This window comes from uncultured Alistipes sp., assembly GCF_902388705.1.
Classification (GTDB): domain Bacteria; phylum Bacteroidota; class Bacteroidia; order Bacteroidales; family Rikenellaceae; genus Alistipes.
On sequence record NZ_CABMQJ010000001.1, the window covers coordinates 123763 to 142197 of the forward strand.

The window sequence follows — 18435 nt, forward strand, 5'->3', positions numbered from 1 at the left end:
CCGGCCCTGTGCGGGATGTTTTTTCGTATCAGACTTTCCGTATTCGTATCGGGTTTTTAAACCCGGCGCAACATTCTTTGCCTTTCCCCGGCCATTTCTTACGGGGCGTGTCTCGTATCCGGCCTTGTGCGTCCGGCTTGCATCTATCAGAGTTTCGGATTGTTTTTATGCCGTTCCCTGTCGCGGGAGGTTTTCTTGGCGAAGTTCGCTTCCATGGCAGCCGTGAGGTCTACGCCCGTTTGGTTGGCAAGGCACGTCAATACCCACAGCACGTCGGCCATTTCGTCCGCGAGGTTGCATTTCTCTCCCTCTTTGAACGACTGGTCGCCGTATTTGCGCGCCATGATGCGCGCCAGCTCCCCCACCTCTTCCGTGAGTACGGCCATATTCGTCAGTTCGCTGAAGTAACGCACGCCGTACTCCTTGATCCATGCGTCGACACGTTCCTGTAATTCTTTGATTTCCATCTTATTTTATGCGTATCAGGTTCAGGCCGTCGCGCAACGGGACGATTACGTTTTCGACCCGCGGGTCTTCGACGACCATGCGGTTGAATTCCACGAGCGCCTGTGTGTGGCGGTCGTTGTGTGCGACGGGCTGCACGACTTTCCCCGACCAGAGGATATTGTCTGCAATCAGCACCGATCCGCTGTGCACCAGCGGTTTGCCGCCGTCGTCGCCCATCAGCATCCGGTAGTAGTCCGGATACTCGCGCTTGTCGCCGTCGATGAATACGAGGTCGAACTCTATGCCCAGCGCCGGAGCGATGGCGAGCGCCGAACCGATGTGCAGCCGGATTTTGGAGCCGTGGGCGCTGCGGTCGAAGAACGACTGCGCCAGCTCTTCCAGCTCGTCTTCCACTTCGACGGTATGCAGTTCGGCCTCCCCGTCCAGCCCTGCTGCCATGCAGAGCGCCGAATAACCCGTAAACGTACCTATTTCGAGGACGCGCCGCGGCCGGAGCATCCGCACGAGCATTTCCAAAAGGCGTCCTTGGATATGCCCCGAAAGCATGCGGGGCTGCACGACACGCAGGTTGGTTTCGCGGTCGAGCTCGTGCAGCAATGCCTCTTCGGGCGAGGTGTGGGCGCGGATGTATTGTTCGAGGGCCTCCATTACGCCTTGCAGAAACCGTGTTTGTTGAACTTGTACGACGCATCGACCGCCTCGGGCGTGTCGGCGCCGAGGGCAAGCAGGCATTCGCGGGTGAATTCGAGGCAGCCGGTGCCGTTGGCCGTCACGATGTTGCCGTCGCGCACGGCCTGCCGCTCTTCGTAGAGCGCCTGGCCCGTGTAGCGCTCCCCGCCCCACTTTTTCAGCATTTCGACAGTGTTGCCCGTGTGCCGTACGCCGTTCAGGAACCCGTGTGCGGCCAGGAACGACGCAGCGTTGCAGATGGCCCCGACGAGCACTCCGCGCGCGAGTGCCTCCTCGACGAGCGGCACAATCCGCAGCGCCTCGTCCGACTGCCACCGCATGCCGCCGACAAGAATCACTCCCGCACAGTTGCCGGGAAGCGCCGATGCGTCGCAGTCGGGCGTTACCTGCATCCCGCCCAGCGAGCGGACGGCTTTTCCGTCGGGTGTCATGTATTTCGTGCCGCAGAATGGCGTGTGTCCCGGCATTACGCCCGTACGCAGCGCCGGGGCGAGGAATGCCGCCTCCCAGTCTGCAAAATCGTCGAGCAGGACGATTACAATCTCTTTTTCCATATCCTTTATTTATAGATAAGCCTCGACATGCCGGAAAAAACCTCTTCGGCCACCTCCGTCAACTGCGATGCGGTCAGCGTGCGCACCTTGGCATAAACCTGTTCCATCGTGTCCACGTCGTCGTGGGTCAGGAAACTCTTGCCCGCGCCGAGCATGTACCCTTCGTTGCTCTCGCTCGAGATGGCCAGCTGGGCGATGAACTGTTTTTTTGCCATCGAGAGCTGGCGTGCCGTGAGCGGCGCGGTGCGAAGCTTGCGCAACTCGCCTTCAATCAGTTCGATGCACTGCGCCGTATTGCCGTTCTCGGAACTGAAATAGATGGCCACGATGCCCGTGTCGCTGTACGGCGTGTAGCTTGCCTCGATGTTGTACGACAGTCCGTTTTTCTCGCGTACCACGACGTTCAGCAGCGAATTGGCGCACGGTCCGCCGAGGATATTCACCAAAAGGGCCAGCGGCAGGCGCTTTTCCTCGCCGATGCCGTAGGCGCGGTTGCCGATGATGCAATGCGTTTGGTGGGTGTGTTTTACTACGGTTTTCTCGAAAGCCGTGCAGGGAGCGGGCGCCGCGCGGTCGAAGCTGCGTGTTGCCGTGATCTGTTCCGCGAAGTAACGCGCGGCGACCGCTTCGGCGGTCTTGGCCGTGAAGTTGCCGATGGATGAAAAGACCATCTGGTCGGTGGTATGCGTGCGGCCCGTGAAGGCGCGGATGGCGTCGCCGTTATAGCGTGCCAGCGCGTTTTTGCGGCCCAGGATGTTGTGCCCCAGCTCCGACCCCGCGAAGAGCATGTCTTCGAACGTGTCGTAAATCAGGTCGGCGGGCGAATCCTTGTAGGTGTTGATTTCGTCGACGATTACCTCCTTCTCCCGCTCCAGTTCCCGATCGGGGAACGTCGAGCGGAATGCGATGTCGGCAATCAGTTCGGCCGCCTTGGGGAAGTCCCCGCGCAGCGTCGTGGCGTGGATGGTCGTATCCTCCTTGGTGGTAAAGGCGTTCAGCTCGCCGCCGAGGTTTTCCAGCCGGCAGTTGACCTGCCAGGCGCGGCGGCGCTGCGTGCCCTTGAAAAATGCGTGTTCGGTGAAATGCGCCAGCCCGTATTGCTCCGGGTGTTCGTCGCGGCTTCCGGCATTGACGACCAGCGCGCAGTGCGCCACGTTGCTTTTCACCTGCCGGTGGATGCCCCGTATGCCGTTGGGGAGTCTGTATGTGAAGAATTCCATTGTGTTGTCGCTTGTCCGGGGATTTCCGCCCTTTCCGGGGCGGGGTTACGTTATAATTTCGTACGCAGGCGGAGGTATTGGCCCGTGTGGCTCGCCGGGCATTGCTCCAGGTTGCGGGGCGTGCCCTCGAATACGACGTTGCCGCCGCCCGTGCCCGCCTCGGGCCCCAGGTCGACGACCCAGTCGGCGCATTTGATGACGTCCATGTTGTGCTCCACGACGACGATTGTGTGTCCCCGTTCGATCAGGGCGTTGAATGCCGCCAGCAACTTGTTGATGTCGTGGAAATGGAGTCCTGTCGTGGGTTCGTCGAAGATGAACATTACGCCGCCCTGCGCGCTGTCCTTGGTGAGGAACGACGCCAGTTTCACGCGCTGGCTCTCGCCGCCCGAAAGGGTCGACGACGACTGTCCGAGCTTGATGTAGCCCAGCCCCACGTCCTGCAGCGGTTTGAGCCGTTCGACGATGCGCTTGCAGGTCGAGTCCTTCCTGTCTTCACCGAAGAACGCGATTGCGTCGTCGACGGTCATCTCCAGCACGTCGTAGATTGACTTGCCGCGGTATTTCACCTCGAGGATTTCGTCGCGGAAACGCCTGCCCCCGCACGCTTCGCAGACCAGTTCGACATCGGCCATGAACTGCATCGAAACCTTGATCACACCCTCGCCCTGGCACTCCTCGCAGCGTCCTCCTGCGATGTTGAACGAGAACGACGAAGCCCCGAGTCCCGTATGTTGGGCGTAAGGTTGGTCGGCGAACAGTTTGCGGATTTCGTCGTAAGCCTTGATGTAGGTCACCGGGTTCGAGCGCGACGATTTGCCGATGGGATTCTGGTCGATCATCTCCACCGATTTGAGCAGCTGCACGTTCCCCGTGATGCCGTCGAAATCGCCCGGCTTGACGCCCGTGTCGAAAAGCATGCGCCGCAGCGCCGGGTAGAGGATGCCCTTTGCAAGCGACGATTTGCCGCTTCCGCTGACGCCCGTGATGCAGGTCATCACCCCCAGCGGAATCCGTACGTCGATGTTCCGGAGGTTATTTTCGCGGGCTCCTTCGATTGTGATCGAGTTGCTCCAGCCGCGTTCGGTCGCGGGAGGCGTTATCGAGCGGCGACCGGTCAGGTAGTCGGCCGTCAGGCTCTTCCTGCTTTCGAGCAGCTGGGGCAGCGTGCCGCTGAAAACCACTTCGCCGCCGTTGTAGCCCGCCTTGGGGCCGATGTCGACGATGTAGTCGGCGGCGCGGATTACCTCCTCCTCGTGCTCGACGACGATGACCGTATTGCCCAGGTCGCGCAGTTGCTTGAGTACCTTGATGAGCCGGTTGGTGTCGCGCGGATGCAGGCCGATCGAGGGCTCGTCGAGGATGTAGAGCGAGCCCGTGAGGTTGCTGCCCAGCGAGGTCGAAAGGTTGATGCGCTGGCTTTCGCCGCCCGAGAGGGTCGACGAAAGGCGGTCGAGCGTCAGGTAACCCAACCCTACGTCGGCCAGGTATTGCAGGCGGTTGCGTATCTCGACCAGGATGCGCGCCGCGGTCTTCGCGTCGTGCTCGTCGAGTTCCAGTCCGTTGAAGAACGGAATCAGTTCGTCGACCGGCATTATCACCAAATCGGCAATGGTTTTCCCGCCGACACGTACGTACAGCGCCTCTTTGCGCAGGCGGCTGCCGCCGCATTCGGGGCAGGCGGTCTTGCCCGTATAGCGGGCCTTCATCACGCGGAACTGGATTTTGCGCCGCTCCGAGTCGATGTAGGCGAAGAAGTCGTCCAGTCCGTGGAAATATTCGTTGCCGCGCCACAGCAGCCGTTTCTGCTCCTGCGTCAGCTCATGGAACGGGGTGTGTATCGGGAAATCGAACTTGTAGGCATTCTCCACGAGGCGCTCTTTCCATTTGCGCATCGTTTCGCCGCGCCAGCAGGCTATGGCGTCCTCGTAGATGGTTTTGCTCTTGTCGGGGATTACCAGGTCTTCGTCGATGCCGATTACCTTGCCGTAGCCCTCGCAGCGGGGACATGCCCCCAGCGGGTTGTTGAAACTGAACAGGTGCTCCGTCGGCGGTTCGAACTCGATGCCGTCGGCTTCGAAGCGCGACGAAAATTCAGCCGTGCCCCTGTCGCTTATGACCGTGCAGATGCCCTCGCCGTAGGAGAATGCGCGGGCAATCGAATCGCGCAGGCGAGTCTGTGTGTCGTCGTCCGCCGCGATACGCGCACGATCCACGACCACGAGGATTTCTCCGGCGTCGGTCTTGTCGTCGATGCCGGGCAGGATGTCCTCGATAAGGCGGGTTTCGCCGCCCGTCCGGACGCGCATCAGGCCGTCGGAGAGCAGCAGCGTGAGTTTCTCGATGATGCCCTGCCCCGGGCTCAGTACGAGCGGTGCGGCGATGACGACGCGGCTGCCCTCGCCCAGCCCTTGGATGTAGGCCGCCACGTCGTCCACGCTGTAACAGCGCACCTCCTGTCCCGATACGGGCGAATAGGTGTGGCCGGTGCGGGCGAACAGCAGTTTCAGGTAGTCGTATATCTCGGTCGTGGTGCCTACCGTCGAACGGGGATTGCGCGTGTTGACTTTCTGCTCGATGGCGATGGCCGGCGCAATGCCCGAGATGATGTCCACGTCGGGTTTGTTGATTTTCCCGAGGAACTGGCGGGCATATGCCGAGAGGCTCTCGACATAGCGGCGCTGTCCTTCGGCGAAGATCGTGTCGAAAGCCAGCGTAGACTTTCCCGAGCCCGAGAGGCCCGTGACGACGACCAGTTTGTCGTGCGGAATTTCCACCTCGATGTTCTTGAGGTTGTGAACCCGCGCACCTTTGATATATATCGAATTTTCGTGTGCCATTATTCGTTTTCGGGGAGCGAGCCCCCGGCTTTTTTCAGTTTTTCAATCAGTCCCGCGGCGCGGCTCTCGCGGATGGTGAGCACCATCGTGCAGAGGTTGTCGAACTCCTGCGATACGATTTTGGGCTGCTCGTCTTTGATAACGCGCATGATGTCGTTCATGACGATGTAGGGAAAATCCACCCGGACGGTACGGTCGACGGTACGCCGTACAACCTCGGCCGCAGCGATTGCTTCGGCCGCCGACTCCTTGTAGGCCGCAATCAGCCCCGGGACGCCGAGCTTCGTGCCGCCGAAGTAGCGGACGACGACGATGAGGCAGTCCGTCAAATCGTTCGACAGGAGCTGCCCGAGGATCGGCCTGCCCGCCGTGCCCGAAGGCTCCCCGTCGTCGTTGGCGCGGAAACTTGCGCCTGCGGGCCCCAGCCGCCATGCATAGCAGTGGTGTGTGGCGTCGTAGTACTTTTTGCGCAGGCCGTCGAGTATTTCGCGTATCTGCCCTTCGCACTGCACGGGATAGGCAAAGGAGAGGAATTTGCTGCTCCGCTCCCTCGATGCCGCCTCGGCCGCCGCCGCGATTGTCAGATAGCTGTCCTCGGCCTCCACCCTACCGTACCTTTTTGAAAAGACGATCCCAGCGAATATTCGACGGGAACGACTTGTTCGCATCGAGGGACAGCCATACGAACGAAGCCTTGCCCACGATGTGGTCTTCGGGTACGAAGCCCCAGAACCGCGAGTCGGCCGAGTTGTGGCGGTTGTCGCCCATCATCCAGTAGTAGTCCATGGCGAACGTATAGCTGTCGGCCTCGGTGCCGTCGATGTAGATTTTGCCGTCGCGCTCCGCCAGATCGTGTCCCTCGTAAGCTTCGATGATGCGGCGGTAGAGCGGCAGGTTTTCCGTGGTCAGGGCCACCGTGGCGCCCTTTTGCGGAATCCAGATCGGCCCGTAGTTGTCCTGGCTCCAGCGCGGCTCCGCCCACTGCGGGAATACGTCCGTGTTGGGGGTGAAGATATAGCGGCGCAACGAGATCACGTTGTCCAGCGCCTTGACCTTTTCGGCCGCCTCGTCGGTGAGGAACATGTAGTATACCGAGCCGTTGCCGGTGTATTCCGTGATGCCGAGGTTGTCGATGGCGTATTGCGAGAGCGGCGACGATACCTGCACGATGTACTGGTATTGCTTGCCCGGGATGGGTTCCTGCGGCGATCCGTTCACCCACACCTGTCCGTCGCGCACCTCGAGCGAATCGCCCGGGACGGCGACGCAGCGCTTGATGTAGTTCTCACGCTTGTCCACGGGGCGGCTGACGATGGTGTATTTCTCGGCGAGGCGCTTGCGCCCCTCCTCCCTGCCGAACGACTCCTCGTAGCCGCGCAGCACGTCGTAGTAGGTCACGGCCTGGTTTTCGAGCAGTACGGTATCCCCGGCCGGGAAGTTGAATACGACCACGTCGTTGCGTTTGATTTTGCGCAGCCCCTTGAGCCGGTGGTACGGCCATTTGACCGCTTCGGAGAACGATTTTTTCGTCTGCGAGAACGGCATCGTGTGGTGCACGAACGGGAACGACAGCGGCGTGTTGGGCATCTGCGGCCCGTAGGTCACCTTGCTCACGTAGAGGTAGTCGCCTATGAGCAGCGACTTTTCCATCGACGAGGTCGGGATGACGTACATCTGGAACACGAAAATGTGCACCAGCGACGCCACGACCGTGGCGAAAATGATGGCGTTGACCCACTCGTAGACGGTTTTGTAGGTCTTGCTCCGCTGGCAGAGGCGCACGTTGTGGCACCAGACGTAGCGGTAGAAGAATTTCGAGATGTAGAGGTCGAAAATCACGACGAGGCCCAACAGCAGCCAGAGGTTGCCCGTCCATACGACGAACCACAGCGTGTAGAGCAGCGAGGCGAGCGCGAAGCCGACCCATTTGTTTCGGAAGAATGCTTTGATCTTACCCATATTCGTATCTTATTTCAGCAGGTCGTCCATCGAGTAGACGCCCTGTTTGCCGCAAAGGAATTCGGCAGCTATTACAGCTCCCATTGCTAACGTACGGCGGTTCTTAATCGTATGTTTGAGCTCGAGAATATCGTCCGCCGATTCGTAGGTCACGGTGTGGATACCCGGTACCATGCCCTCGCGTACGGAGCCGATTACGACCTGTTCCGCCGCCGCGTTGGCAGGTTCCCCGATTCGGTTGGTCGCATGTTCGATGCCCGGGGCGTAGTTCACCCAGGCCGTTTTGTCGTGCAGGCCGTCGATGACGCCCTCGGCCAGCGTGATGGCCGTACCGCTCGGCGCGTCTTTTTTCTGGGTGTGGTGCACCTCTTCGATGCGTACGCCGTAGCCGCCCACGCGGTCGATCATCTCCGCCAGCTGGCGGTTGAGGCGGAACATCAGGTTGACGCCCAGGCAATAGTTCGAGGCGTAGAACAGCGCTCCGCCCTTTTCGCGGCACAGCTCCTGCAACTCCTGCAGGCGGTCCGTCCAGCCCGTCGTGCCGCTCACCACGGGAGTGGCGTTCTCGATGCAGGTGCGGATATTGCCGTAGGCCGTCGTGGGCATGGTGAATTCCAGTGCCACGTCTACGCCGGCGAGATTCGCGGCGTTCAGGTCGGCCGTATTGTCGTTGTCGATTACGAGTGCAACGCTGTGGCCGCGTTCGAGGAGTATCTTCTCGATTTCGCGGCCCATCTTGCCGTAACCTATGATAGCTGCTTTCATGATTTTTCCGGATTTTATAGTCGTGCAAATTCGTACAAAGATAATACAACGCGCGCGCACTGCCAAATTTATTTGATTCCGGCCGGACAGTCCGTTTATTTTCTGTAAGAAAATAGGATTTCCGGGTTCGGTGCTTCCTCCTGATATTCCGCCTGTCCTGCCGCTATCCAATCCTGCTTCGCCGGTTCTCTATACGGTGCTTGCGGCCAGCCCTGCTCCGTGCTGTTCCGTCCGTCTGTCCTGATGCACCTCTCACCGGCCTGCCCGCGGATTCGGTTTCGCACCGGATGCCGGAAAAAGATGTGATTTCGGCACGAAAATGCGAAATACTTCTTTATTTGGAAAATAATCGTTAACTTTCTGGTGCTTTCGTGTTATGAACCGGAATACAAACAAGCCATAAACTTTAATATTGTAAGCGATATGAAAAAAGAACCACAGAAAACACGCACCGAATGCGACCTGATAGGCTGCATCGAAGTGCCGGACGATGTGCTGTACGGCGTACAGACCATGCGCGGACTGGAGAATTTCCCCATCAGCAAGTTCCGCCTGTGCGAGTACCCGCTATTTATCGAGGGGCTCGCAACCGTGAAACTGGGCGCTGCCATCGCCAACCACGACATGGGGCTGCTCTCCGACGAGTTGTTCGATGCGATTTCGCAGGCCTGCCGCGAAATCATGGCCGGGAAATTCCACGAATTCTTTCCCGTGGACATGATTCAGGGCGGCGCAGGGACTACGACCAACATGAACGCCAACGAGGTCATTGCCAACCGGGCGCTGGAAATCATGGGGCACCGTCGCGGCGAATACCAGTACTGCTCGCCCAACGATCACGTCAACTGCTCGCAGTCGACCAACGACGCCTATCCGTCGGCCATCCACCTCGGGCTTTACGCTACGCACCTCGAACTGCGAAAACATCTCGAAGAACTGATTGCGGCTTTCGCGCGTAAGGGCGACGAGTTTGCCGGCGTACTCAAGATGGGGCGTACGCAGCTGCAGGACGCCGTGCCGATGACCCTCGGGCAGACGTTCCACGGTTTTGCGAGCGTCCTGCGGGGCGAAGTCGACAATCTCGACCATGCGGCGCAGGAGTTCCTGTCGATTAATATGGGCGCTACGGCCATCGGTACGGGCATCTGCGCCGAACCGGGATATGCCGAGCGCTGTACGACAGCCATCAGGGAGATTACCGGCTGGGACGTGAAGCTGGCCGAAGACCTCGTGGGCGCCACATCCGACACGGTATGCATGGTCGGGTACTCTTCCGCCATGAAGCGCATCGCGTCGAAGATGAACAAGATATGCAACGACTTGCGGCTGCTGTCTTCGGGCCCCCGCTGCGGCTTGGGCGAATTCAACCTTCCGGCGCGCCAGCCCGGTTCGTCGATTATGCCCGGCAAGGTCAATCCCGTGATTCCCGAGGTGATGAACCAGATTGCATTCAAGGTCATCGGCAACGAGCTTTGCGTGACGATGGCCGACGAGGCGGCGCAGATGGAGCTGAACGCCATGGAACCGGTGATGGCGCAATGCTGTTTCGAGTCGGCGGAACTGCTCATTAACGGGTTCGATACGCTGCGCATACGTTGTGTCGAGGGTATCACGGCCAACGGGGAGAAGTGCCTGCAATACGTTCACAACAGCATCGGCGTGGTGACGGCGCTCAACCCGATTATCGGTTACAAGAATTCTACGAAAATAGCCAAGGAGGCGCTGGAAACCGGCCGAGGCGTTTACGAACTGGTGCTCGAGCATGGAATATTGAGCCGGGAGGAACTCGACGAGGTGCTCAAGCCCGAGAATATGATTCGTCCCGTGAAACTCGACATAAAACCGCGCCATTAATTCGATTTTTTTGTATTTTTGCGCAAACCTCTTTTGTCGCGATGCGTTATTTCCTGGAACTTCGATACAACGGAGCTGCCTACTGCGGTTGGCAGCGGCAGCCCGACATGCCGTCGGTGCAGCAGACGCTCGAGCAGGCGCTCTCTACCCTGCTGCGCGAGCAGATCGAAGTGACGGGGGCGGGACGCACCGATACGGGCGTGAACGCTTCTTACTACGTGGCGCATTTCGATTGCCGTGAGCCTGTGTCCGATACGGCGCAGCTGATCTACAAGCTGAATTTCCTGCTTCCGGGCGACATCGCCGCGGGGAGCCTGACGCCTGTGGACGACGGTTCCCACGCCCGTTTCGGCGCCCGGGAGCGTGAATACCGCTATTTCGTCGAACCGCGCAAGAATCCCTTTACGCGGGGTACGACGTGGCAGTATTACGTGCCGCTGGATGTCGGGCGGATGAACGAAGCGGCCGCAGCGTTGCGGGAGTACGACGATTTCACGTCGTTCGCCAAGCTCAATTCGAATAACAAGACCAATATCTGCCGCGTGATGCATGCCGCATGGTCGGTCGACGCACACGGCGTGTTATGCTTTACGATTCGCGCCGACCGCTTCCTGCGCAATATGGTGCGCGCCGTGGTCGGCACGCTGGTCGACGTGGGGCGCGGGCGTTACACCCCGCAGCAGTTCCGGGAGATTGTCGAAAGCCGCGATTTATCGCGGTCGAGCGGCGGCGCTCCGGCGCAGGGGCTCTTTTTGAGCGACGTGGTGTATCCGGCGGAGGTTTTCGAACGAAAAATGTTTTACTAACTTTAAAAATATTTAAGGCTATGATTGGAACTATTATTTGGCTGATCGGTGTCGCTTGTGCGATTTGGTGTGTGATGGACATCTTCAAGAAGAACATCTCGACTGCCGGCAAGATTATCGCTTCGCTCGTGGTATTGCTGACCAGTTGGCTGGGCCTTGCCGTTTATTATTTCTACGCCAAGGATCACCTGCAGGAGTGGTTTAAGTGAGAATTGAAAAGAATTGAAACGAGGAAGGTTCCGTTGCGGGCCTTCCTTTTTTATTTTGATATTGGGAATTAAATGTCTATATTTGATAGCCAATTCCAACTTGTATGAAAAAATCCCTGTGGACGCTGCTGGCTGTCGGATGGATAGCCGCTGCTTCCGCGACACCTCCGGCACATCTCGTAGATTCGCTGAAATCCGCTTACGAAGCGGAGCCGGATGCCCGCAAACGTGTCGATATCCTGCTGAATCTGAAAGATCTGAACGACTCGTCGAAAGACGAACTGTATTACAGCCGCAAACTGTTCGGCGAAGCGGTCGCCGCCGGCGACGGATTTGCCGTCGGGGCGTCGTTGGGGTCGCTGGCCGCGCATTACATCTCGTCGCCCGGTGCCGGGGATTCGCTCGCCCGGGTGCTCTCGCAGGCCGAGCCGCTGATGCGGGGCAGCGGCATGGAGGGGCTGGCGGCCTATTACCGCATGGTGGAGTTTGCGCGCCGGATTCAGGTCGCGGGGACGGAGAAATCCGTGGAGTTGTGCCGTGAATACATCGACTCGGTGCGCACGTTGCCGCCGGGCGACGTGTATGAGGAGGCATCGCGGCTCTTTCTCAAGGGCATAGCCGCATACAGGCTGGCATCGGCCGAGGGCAACCTGCAGATGGAACGCGGGCTGCCTTTCTGGAACGACGAGCTTGCGCTTCTGGAGCGGATGCGTCCCACAGCGCGCCGGAACTTCCATGCCAACCTGATTACCTGCTTGATTGCGGCTTACAGCAGTGTGAAAGATCAGGGCGGATTGGTGCATGCGGCCGACGCCTACCTCGCGATGCTCGACGAGTATTACCGCGATCCGGAGATCGTGCGCCGCAGGCCCTATATTTCCAAAGAGATGTCCTACCTGGTCTGTTACTATACGATGTGCACGTCGCCGCTGCTCGACCGGCGCAACTCGCAGGCATATTACGAGCGTTACCGCCGTTTCGTGGATTCCGCGGCGGCGGATGCCGGCAATATCCTGACAAACAGGCAGGGATTCTATACGATCAGCGCCGAATATTACAAGCGCCGGGGCGATTACGCCAATGCGCTGGCCTATACCGATTCGCTGATTATGCAGTTGCATCCCGGCGGCGTTTCGTCGCAGCTGGTGACGATTTGCAGCAACCGGGCCAAGATTCTCGAGCGCATGGGGCGCTACAAGGAGGCATGCGGGGTTTATAACGACGTAATCGGCCTGCGCGACTCGCTCTCGTCACACAGGTACGCCGAAAAGGTCGGCGAGCTGGAAGTGCAGTACGGACTGGACAAGGCGGAGCGCGACAAGGCGCTGCTGCTGGCCGAGAAACGGCAGAATTCGCTCTATTTCGCCCTGATTATCCTGATACTGGCCATCGTCGCCGTCATCTATCTGTGGCGCAACCTGCTGCATATCAAACACCTGCAGCGCAATTTGGCTGTCGAGTCGCGGCGCGCGCAGGAGAGCGAGCGGCTCAAACGGGACTTCATGGGGTCGATGAGCCACGAAATACGCACGCCGCTGAATGCAATAAGCGGCTTTGCCGAACTGATTGCCGGGGAGGATATTTCGGAGGAGGAACGCCGGGAGTTCGCACAGATTATCCGGGACAATACCCAGCTGTTCACCTCGCTGATTAACGATATGCTCGAAGTGTCGCAGTTGGATAACACGAGTGCCGAATTGCCCCGGAAACTGCTCGACATCAGCCAGATTATCCGTACCGAAATGGAGCATCTGCCCGTGAAGGAGGGCGTCGAATACCGGTTGGAGCTTGCGGAGCCGGAAATCGTCTTTCCGCTGCACCGGAGTTACGTGTCGCTGCTTGTCCGCGAGCTGCTGAAGAATGCCGTCAAGTTCACCGATCGGGGTTCCGTGACGGTCGAATGCGGCCTGACCGGGCCGGATACGCTGACCCTGTCGGTCACCGATACGGGCTGCGGTGTTGAACCCGAATTGGCGGAAAAGGTTTTCGAGCGCTTCTACAAGGGCGATCCTTTTGCGCAGGGGCTGGGACTGGGATTGAGCCTTTGCCGGCTGATTGTGGAGAAATCGGGCGGTACGCTTCGGCTCGATACGACTTATACCGGGGGAGCCCGGTTCGTGGTGTCGCTCCGGGATGCGTGACCTGCGGTTCCCGGAACGGCCTTTGGTGCACGGCGTCTGTGAAACCTGTGGCCGGCTGGCTATACGTCCTGTGTGAAAGTAACGTCATAATAAAACGCCTCTCGGTTCACGAGAGGCGTTTTTATTTGGCAGGCGGGTTCAGAGGTGGATTGCCTGCCCGAGAGCCGCTTCCGCCGCCTCCATGATACCCTCGTTCATGGTCGGGTGCGAATGAATCGTGCGGGCGATATGGTGCGCCGTTGCGCCCAGCATCCGTGCCAGCGTCGGCTCCGCAATCATTTCGGTGACGTTCATGCCGACCATGTGGGCGCCCAGCAGCGTGTCGTCCTCGGCGAAGAGGAGTTTTACGAAGCCGTCGCGGTCGCCGGCGGCCGTCGCCTTGCCCGAAGCCGTGAACGGGAAGCGCCCGACCTTGTAGGCGATACCCCGCTCCTGCGCCTGCTGTTCGGTCATGCCGACCGAAGCGACCTCGGGCGAGGTAAAGACGCACGACGGGATGGTCGAATAGTCCACCGGAGCGGGATTCAGCCCGCAGATGGCCTCCACGCAGCAGATGCCTTCGGCCGAGGCCACGTGCGCCAGCGCCGGGCCGCCGACAATGTCGCCGATGGCGTAGATGCCCGGTACGTTGGTGCGGTAGAACTGGTCGACCAGCACTTTGTCGCGTTCGACGGCGATGCCCAGCTCCCCGAGGCCGATCCCCTCGATGTTGGATTTGATGCCCACGGCCGACAGCACGATGTCCGCCGTCAGGGTTTCGGGGCCTTTTTTGCCCTCTACCTCCACTTCGCAGCGTCCTTCGGCGTTGACCTTTACCGATTTGACGGTCGTCGAGGTCATTACCGCCGCACGCAGTTTGCGGAACGCGCGCTCCATGGTTTTCGACACCTCCTCGTCCTCGAGCGGCATCATGCGGGGCATGTATTCCACGACGGTGACTTTTACGCCCAGTGCGGCATAGAACCATGCGAACTCGCTGCCGATGGCGCCCGAGCCCACGACAACCATCGATTCGGGCAGTTCGGTGAGCGTCAGGGCCTGCCGCGACGAGAGGATATGCCGGCCGTCGACGGGCATGAAAGGCATTTCGCGCGGACGCGCTCCCGTGGCGAGGATGATGTGGTCGGCTTCGTATTCCGTGCCATCCACATCGAGTTTTCCGGGGGCTGTAAGCCGTCCGAACCCGGGAATAAGGTCGATGTTGTTCTTCTTGAGCAGGAACTGTACCCCCTTGCTCATGGTTTCGGCGACGCCGCGCGAACGCGCCACGATTTTTTCCAGGTCGGGCGTTACCTCGCCCGCGAGGTCGAGTCCGTAGTGTGCGGCCGATTTGCAGTAGGTGTAGACCTGTGCGCTTTTCAGCAGCGCCTTGGTCGGGATGCAGCCCCAGTTGAGGCATACGCCGCCCGCCTCGGCACGTTCCACAAGTGCCGTTTTCTTACCCAGCTGCGATGCCCGGATGGCGGCAACATAGCCGCCCGGGCCGCTTCCCACGACGATAATATCGTATTTCATAATCCGATCGAATGTTGTTTGTCTGCTGTTGTCCGGCCCCTCGGCGCAGCTTGCTACCTTGCCGGTTTTCTCCCGCTCCGGCCAGTCCGCAGCGGAAATCCGGGGCCCGTAAATTATTTTACCACTTTCAGTATTTCGCCGTTATCCTTGGCTACGGCGCGTTTCCATTTTTCGTTGTAGCCCGGGAACTGGATTTTGCCGGGAATTTTTTTGCCGTTGCCGTTGTCCACGAAGTGCGTCGAGCCGCGGAGGATGGGTCTATTACCGTCGATGGTGTCCAGGTGGAAGATGATTTTTTCACCGTCGAGGAATTCCAGTACGCCGGCATGTTCGCTCTTGACGTTCCCGTCCATGTATTTCACCAACAGGTATTTGTCGAGCCGCGACCAGCGGTCGAACAGCTGTTTGGCCGTGGCGACGCTGAATTTGCCGAGCCGCTTTTGGCGCGCTTTCGGCGAAAGCTCCATGACCTCGTTGTCGATTGCGCGCACCTTCTCAAGCATGTCGTTCTCCCACTTGTCCGTCACCTTGCGAATGTCGGCCGAAATCATGTCGTAGCGCATGTAGGCGAAATTCGTAACGCGGTTGAAAAGCCAGAATGCCGAGGTCGGCGAATAGTCGAGCATCGAGCCGTTGCCCTCGCGCAAGCAGGCGGGAACCTCCTGCGTGCAGCAGTAAATCGGCGTCAGGCACGAGGTCGCCGCGTCGTCCACGCCGAACCAGAGGATGCCCATGTCGTCCTTCACGTCGGGACGGGCCTGTGCCACGAACCAGAATCCGGTTTGCTGCGTGGCCGTCGCGCGTTCGTTGCAGTACTCCACGCCGTCGACCTCGAAATACATTGGACGCCAGCGGTAGGGACATGCGCTGCCCCCGGCGCCGATGTCGGTGGTCATGTCCATCGGGGTACCTTCGTAGTGGTCGCGCATGCAGTCGAAGACCACTTTGGGCGACACTTTAGCGCGGGGTTTTACCCACAGGGGCATGCGGTTGTCGGGGTTATGTCCCATCGCATAGTCCACATATTTGTCCATGTCGTCGGCCACGGTGCGGAAGAATGCCCATACACGGGCTTCGCAGCCGCGCAGGGCGCCGAAATCCGCAGGGGCGTAAGCCTCGCAGAAACTGAAATCCTCGTCCGGGCCTTCGTAGTAGCCCATTTCGCGGGCGAACGAAACCACGTCGGGCGAGTAAAGGCAATTTTCGGGGTCGTTCTTCGGGAAGGTCGTGATGCGCGCCTGGTTGGCGTGTGCCGAAATGTAGCCGTCGGGAATGCGGCGCGCCACCCAGACGATACCCTTGCGGGCGTTGCCTCCCTTGCCGTCGTCCTTGTACCCTTTGCCGATCAGCTCCATAATCCACGCTTCGTCGGGGTCGACGATCGAGAACGACTCGCCGCTCGACGCATAACCGTGGGTGTTGGCCAGTTCCGCGATTGTGGCGATGGCCTCGCGTGCGGTCCTGGCGCGCTGGAGCGTAATGTAAATCAGCGAGCCGTAGTCGATCCGGCCTGTCGAGTCCTCCAGTTCCGGGCGGCCCCCGTAGGTCGTTTCGCCGATGATGAGCGAATGCTCGTTCATGTTGCCGATGGTCGACCATGTTTTGTTTACTTGGGGGATGTCCGTGAGGTAACGGCCGGTGTCCCATTCGTAGACGGGCAGCATGGTCCCGGCCTTGAATTTACCCCCGGGGGTATGGTACAGCGCACCGTAGAGGGCGTGCGAGTCGGCGGCGTAGGAAACCATTGCGGAGCCGTCGGTCGATGCTCCTTTCGTTACGATGAAATTGGTGCAGGCCGCTGCCGCTCCGTAGGCGAAGAGGGCTGCCGCTGCAAGACAATACTGGAGTTTTTTCATAGATTTTTCGGGTTTTGCAAACAAATGTACGAAACAAATCCCAAACGGCAAAGAGCGCACCTGCATATATGTCTGTTTTTATTTGGATATGCCCGGCGGTTTTGTTATCTTTACAGCGATTGCAAACGGATCGCATTCCGGCGGATATCTCTCCCCCGCTTCGAGGTATATGATTGATAGTTCGTGTTTTTATATGAAGAAAACTTTATTTTTGCTCCTGCTCGTCCTGCTCGGGGTTTCCTTTTGTGCGTGTAATTCGGACGACGGGGAGCAGACGCCTTTCGTTACCGATGTGGAAATGCCCTCCGAGGCGGAGGTTTTCGCACCCGGCGACGAGGTGGTTGTCAAGGCGCGCGGTTTCGAGGCCGACGACGATATCATGCTCTGCATTACGTGGCCGCTTTCGCTCAAAGAGGTGGCTGAGGGCTCTGCCGACGGCGTATGGGCCGTTGTGACGGGCCGCACGGAGTCGAGCATCACGTTCCTCGCGCCCGGCGGTTATCCGGCGGGAACGACCGAGGTGAAGTTGTTCCGCCGCGGCAGAGCCATGCCGCTGGGAAAAATAGCCGTATCGGACGGCCTGCCTCCCGAGGAGTATTCGCTCTACGGCATTACGAACTACGATTCGGACGAAACGTCTGTCGATCGTATCGACATGGCCACGGGCGATGTGACCCGTATCACGACGCTCGGTGTCGGGCAGGGTGTCCGGTGTGCGGTGAACGATCCCGGTACGAACCGGATTTACTGTGTGACTTCTGATGAAAATTACGGTTCGGCGGCATTTTACGACCTTACGATGCGTTATTACCGGAACTCGGGATTCGGGGGTGTCGTGACGGCGGGAGTGACGACCGGTCAGGACGTCGCGTTCTTCCGGTATGTGGACGAGCGTTTCCTGATGATGAACCTGGGGGCGGTGACCCGCACCAGTCCCGTGCCGTCCGTTTACTGGCAGCTGCCTGACGGGATGAAGCCCGAAATGTTTTCCGAATATCCCTTTGTGATGGTTACCGGCGGGTATTTCCTGCTTTCGGCGCATAATGCCGACGGGGATTATGTTCCCGTGGTATTCGACGCTCGTTCCGCGAACCGGGTTGCAATGGCGGGCGACGCCGTTCGGGCGGATGCCATGATGCCGTTCCGTATCCTCGTATCCAAGGAGGGGCAGGCGGAACCCGTTTATAGTATGGTCGGCGGCTATGCCGTAGCGAAGGACGGGGTGACCGAACTGCGCCTGTTCGATCCGGCAACGGGGACTTTCGGGGAGACGCTGGCCGAAATTCCGGCTGCCGTTTCATCCCTTGCCGTGCATGTTGCGGACGTTGACCGGCAGACGGTTTACATGCTTTGCGGAGCGGAGGGTGCCGAAAAGCATCTCCGAACCTGGGAGGTGAAATCCGGGGCGCAGCATACGCTTCCCGGTACGGTTTATTGTTCCGAAATCGTGCTGGCGCGGTAGCTGTCCGGGATTTCGGCCGGATAAAAACGGTATGCAGGCCCGGATTTTTTCCGGGCTTGTTTCGTCTTGTACGAATTTTGCGTATTTTTACAGACC

General features: G+C 59.4%; 15 protein-coding genes. 5 read left to right on the top strand and 10 right to left on the bottom strand.

Translation table 11 applies throughout. The features are described 5' to 3' along the window. Positions 1–146: 146 nt before the first annotated feature. The 8 genes from QZT71_RS00585 to dapB are packed head-to-tail and all read right to left on the bottom strand — an operon-like array spanning position 147 to position 8496. The gene (locus tag QZT71_RS00585; protein WP_295911152.1) at positions 147–467 is read right to left on the bottom strand and encodes a nucleotide pyrophosphohydrolase; all 321 of its coding nucleotides are present in this window, start codon (positions 465–467) and stop codon (positions 147–149) included. 1 nt (position 468) lies between these two features. Further along, the gene (locus QZT71_RS00590) at positions 469–1116 is read right to left on the bottom strand and encodes an O-methyltransferase (protein ID WP_295911153.1); all 648 of its coding nucleotides are present in this window, start codon (positions 1114–1116) and stop codon (positions 469–471) included. Next, positions 1116–1712, bottom strand: a complete 597-nt coding sequence (locus tag QZT71_RS00595; protein WP_295911154.1) for a type 1 glutamine amidotransferase family protein — start codon at positions 1710–1712, stop codon at positions 1116–1118. Before QZT71_RS00595 ends, QZT71_RS00590 begins: the two co-directional genes overlap by 1 nt. Before the next feature lie 5 nt (positions 1713–1717). Then, a complete protein-coding gene (locus tag QZT71_RS00600; RefSeq protein ID WP_295911156.1) occupies positions 1718–2932 on the bottom strand; it encodes a pitrilysin family protein in 1215 nt (404 codons plus the stop codon). Positions 2933–2982: 50 nt separating this feature from the next. Next, entirely contained in the window at positions 2983–5772 is a 2790-nt protein-coding gene (uvrA, locus tag QZT71_RS00605; protein WP_295911158.1) for an excinuclease ABC subunit UvrA, read from the bottom strand. Beyond that, a complete protein-coding gene (locus QZT71_RS00610; protein ID WP_295911160.1) occupies positions 5772–6377 on the bottom strand; it encodes a YigZ family protein in 606 nt (201 codons plus the stop codon). The genes uvrA and QZT71_RS00610 overlap by 1 nt, the downstream gene beginning before the upstream one ends. A 1-nt stretch (position 6378) precedes the next feature. After that, a complete protein-coding gene (gene lepB / locus QZT71_RS00615; RefSeq protein ID WP_295911161.1) occupies positions 6379–7731 on the bottom strand; it encodes a signal peptidase I in 1353 nt (450 codons plus the stop codon). A gap of 9 nt (positions 7732–7740) precedes the next feature. Further along, positions 7741–8496 carry a 4-hydroxy-tetrahydrodipicolinate reductase gene (dapB, locus tag QZT71_RS00620; protein WP_295911162.1) on the bottom strand — a complete coding sequence of 252 codons (756 nt, stop codon included), beginning with the start codon at positions 8494–8496 and terminating at the stop codon, positions 7741–7743. Between the two features lie 423 nt (positions 8497–8919). Between dapB and QZT71_RS00625 the strand changes: the two genes are divergently transcribed. The 4 genes from QZT71_RS00625 to QZT71_RS00640 all read left to right on the top strand — a co-directional run bounded on the left by QZT71_RS00625 (position 8920) and on the right by QZT71_RS00640 (position 13506). Next, a complete protein-coding gene (locus QZT71_RS00625; RefSeq protein ID WP_295911163.1) occupies positions 8920–10350 on the top strand; it encodes an aspartate ammonia-lyase in 1431 nt (476 codons plus the stop codon). Between the two features lie 41 nt (positions 10351–10391). After that, positions 10392–11156: a tRNA pseudouridine(38-40) synthase TruA gene (gene truA, locus QZT71_RS00630; RefSeq protein WP_295911164.1), complete on the top strand. Its 765-nt coding sequence runs from the start codon at positions 10392–10394 to the stop codon at positions 11154–11156. A 20-nt stretch (positions 11157–11176) separates the two neighbouring features. Beyond that, positions 11177–11365, top strand: a complete 189-nt coding sequence (locus tag QZT71_RS00635; RefSeq protein ID WP_295911165.1) for a hypothetical protein — start codon at positions 11177–11179, stop codon at positions 11363–11365. Positions 11366–11469: 104 nt separating this feature from the next. After that, on the top strand, positions 11470–13506 hold the full coding sequence (locus tag QZT71_RS00640; protein WP_295911166.1) for a HAMP domain-containing sensor histidine kinase: 2037 nt from the start codon (positions 11470–11472) through the stop codon (positions 13504–13506). Positions 13507–13644: 138 nt separating this feature from the next. Here the strand turns inward: QZT71_RS00640 and lpdA are convergent, their stop codons facing one another. Together lpdA and QZT71_RS00650 are read right to left on the bottom strand one after the other, a co-directional pair. After that, positions 13645–15021 carry a dihydrolipoyl dehydrogenase gene (gene lpdA / locus QZT71_RS00645; protein WP_295911167.1) on the bottom strand — a complete coding sequence of 459 codons (1377 nt, stop codon included), beginning with the start codon at positions 15019–15021 and terminating at the stop codon, positions 13645–13647. Positions 15022–15134: 113 nt separating this feature from the next. Beyond that, the gene (locus QZT71_RS00650) at positions 15135–16877 is read right to left on the bottom strand and encodes a C69 family dipeptidase (protein WP_295911168.1); all 1743 of its coding nucleotides are present in this window, start codon (positions 16875–16877) and stop codon (positions 15135–15137) included. Between the two features lie 193 nt (positions 16878–17070). Here QZT71_RS00650 and QZT71_RS00655 point away from each other — a divergent pair, with 193 nt between their 5' ends. Beyond that, positions 17071–18339, top strand: coding sequence for a WD40-like domain containing protein (locus tag QZT71_RS00655; RefSeq protein ID WP_295911169.1), 1269 nt, complete (start codon positions 17071–17073; stop codon positions 18337–18339). The last annotated feature ends 96 nt before the right edge of the window (positions 18340–18435 follow it).

Bases quoted from the DNA above. Each gene is read 5' to 3' on its own strand.
- QZT71_RS00585 (WP_295911152.1), bottom strand. From the start codon at position 467: ATGGAAATCAAAGAATTACAGGAACGTGTCGACGCATGGATCAAGGAG.
- QZT71_RS00590 (WP_295911153.1), bottom strand. From the start codon at position 1,116: ATGGAGGCCCTCGAACAATACATCCGCGCCCACACCTCGCCCGAAGAG.
- QZT71_RS00595 (WP_295911154.1), bottom strand. From the start codon at position 1,712: ATGGAAAAAGAGATTGTAATCGTCCTGCTCGACGATTTTGCAGACTGG.
- QZT71_RS00600 (WP_295911156.1), bottom strand. From the start codon at position 2,932: ATGGAATTCTTCACATACAGACTCCCCAACGGCATACGGGGCATCCAC.
- uvrA (WP_295911158.1), bottom strand. From the start codon at position 5,772: ATGGCACACGAAAATTCGATATATATCAAAGGTGCGCGGGTTCACAAC.
- lepB (WP_295911161.1), bottom strand. From the start codon at position 7,731: ATGGGTAAGATCAAAGCATTCTTCCGAAACAAATGGGTCGGCTTCGCG.
- dapB (WP_295911162.1), bottom strand. From the start codon at position 8,496: ATGAAAGCAGCTATCATAGGTTACGGCAAGATGGGCCGCGAAATCGAG.
- QZT71_RS00625 (WP_295911163.1), top strand. From the start codon at position 8,920: ATGAAAAAAGAACCACAGAAAACACGCACCGAATGCGACCTGATAGGC.
- truA (WP_295911164.1), top strand. From the start codon at position 10,392: ATGCGTTATTTCCTGGAACTTCGATACAACGGAGCTGCCTACTGCGGT.
- QZT71_RS00635 (WP_295911165.1), top strand. From the start codon at position 11,177: ATGATTGGAACTATTATTTGGCTGATCGGTGTCGCTTGTGCGATTTGG.
- QZT71_RS00640 (WP_295911166.1), top strand. From the start codon at position 11,470: ATGAAAAAATCCCTGTGGACGCTGCTGGCTGTCGGATGGATAGCCGCT.
- lpdA (WP_295911167.1), bottom strand. From the start codon at position 15,021: ATGAAATACGATATTATCGTCGTGGGAAGCGGCCCGGGCGGCTATGTT.
- QZT71_RS00650 (WP_295911168.1), bottom strand. From the start codon at position 16,877: ATGAAAAAACTCCAGTATTGTCTTGCAGCGGCAGCCCTCTTCGCCTAC.
- QZT71_RS00655 (WP_295911169.1), top strand. From the start codon at position 17,071: ATGAAGAAAACTTTATTTTTGCTCCTGCTCGTCCTGCTCGGGGTTTCC.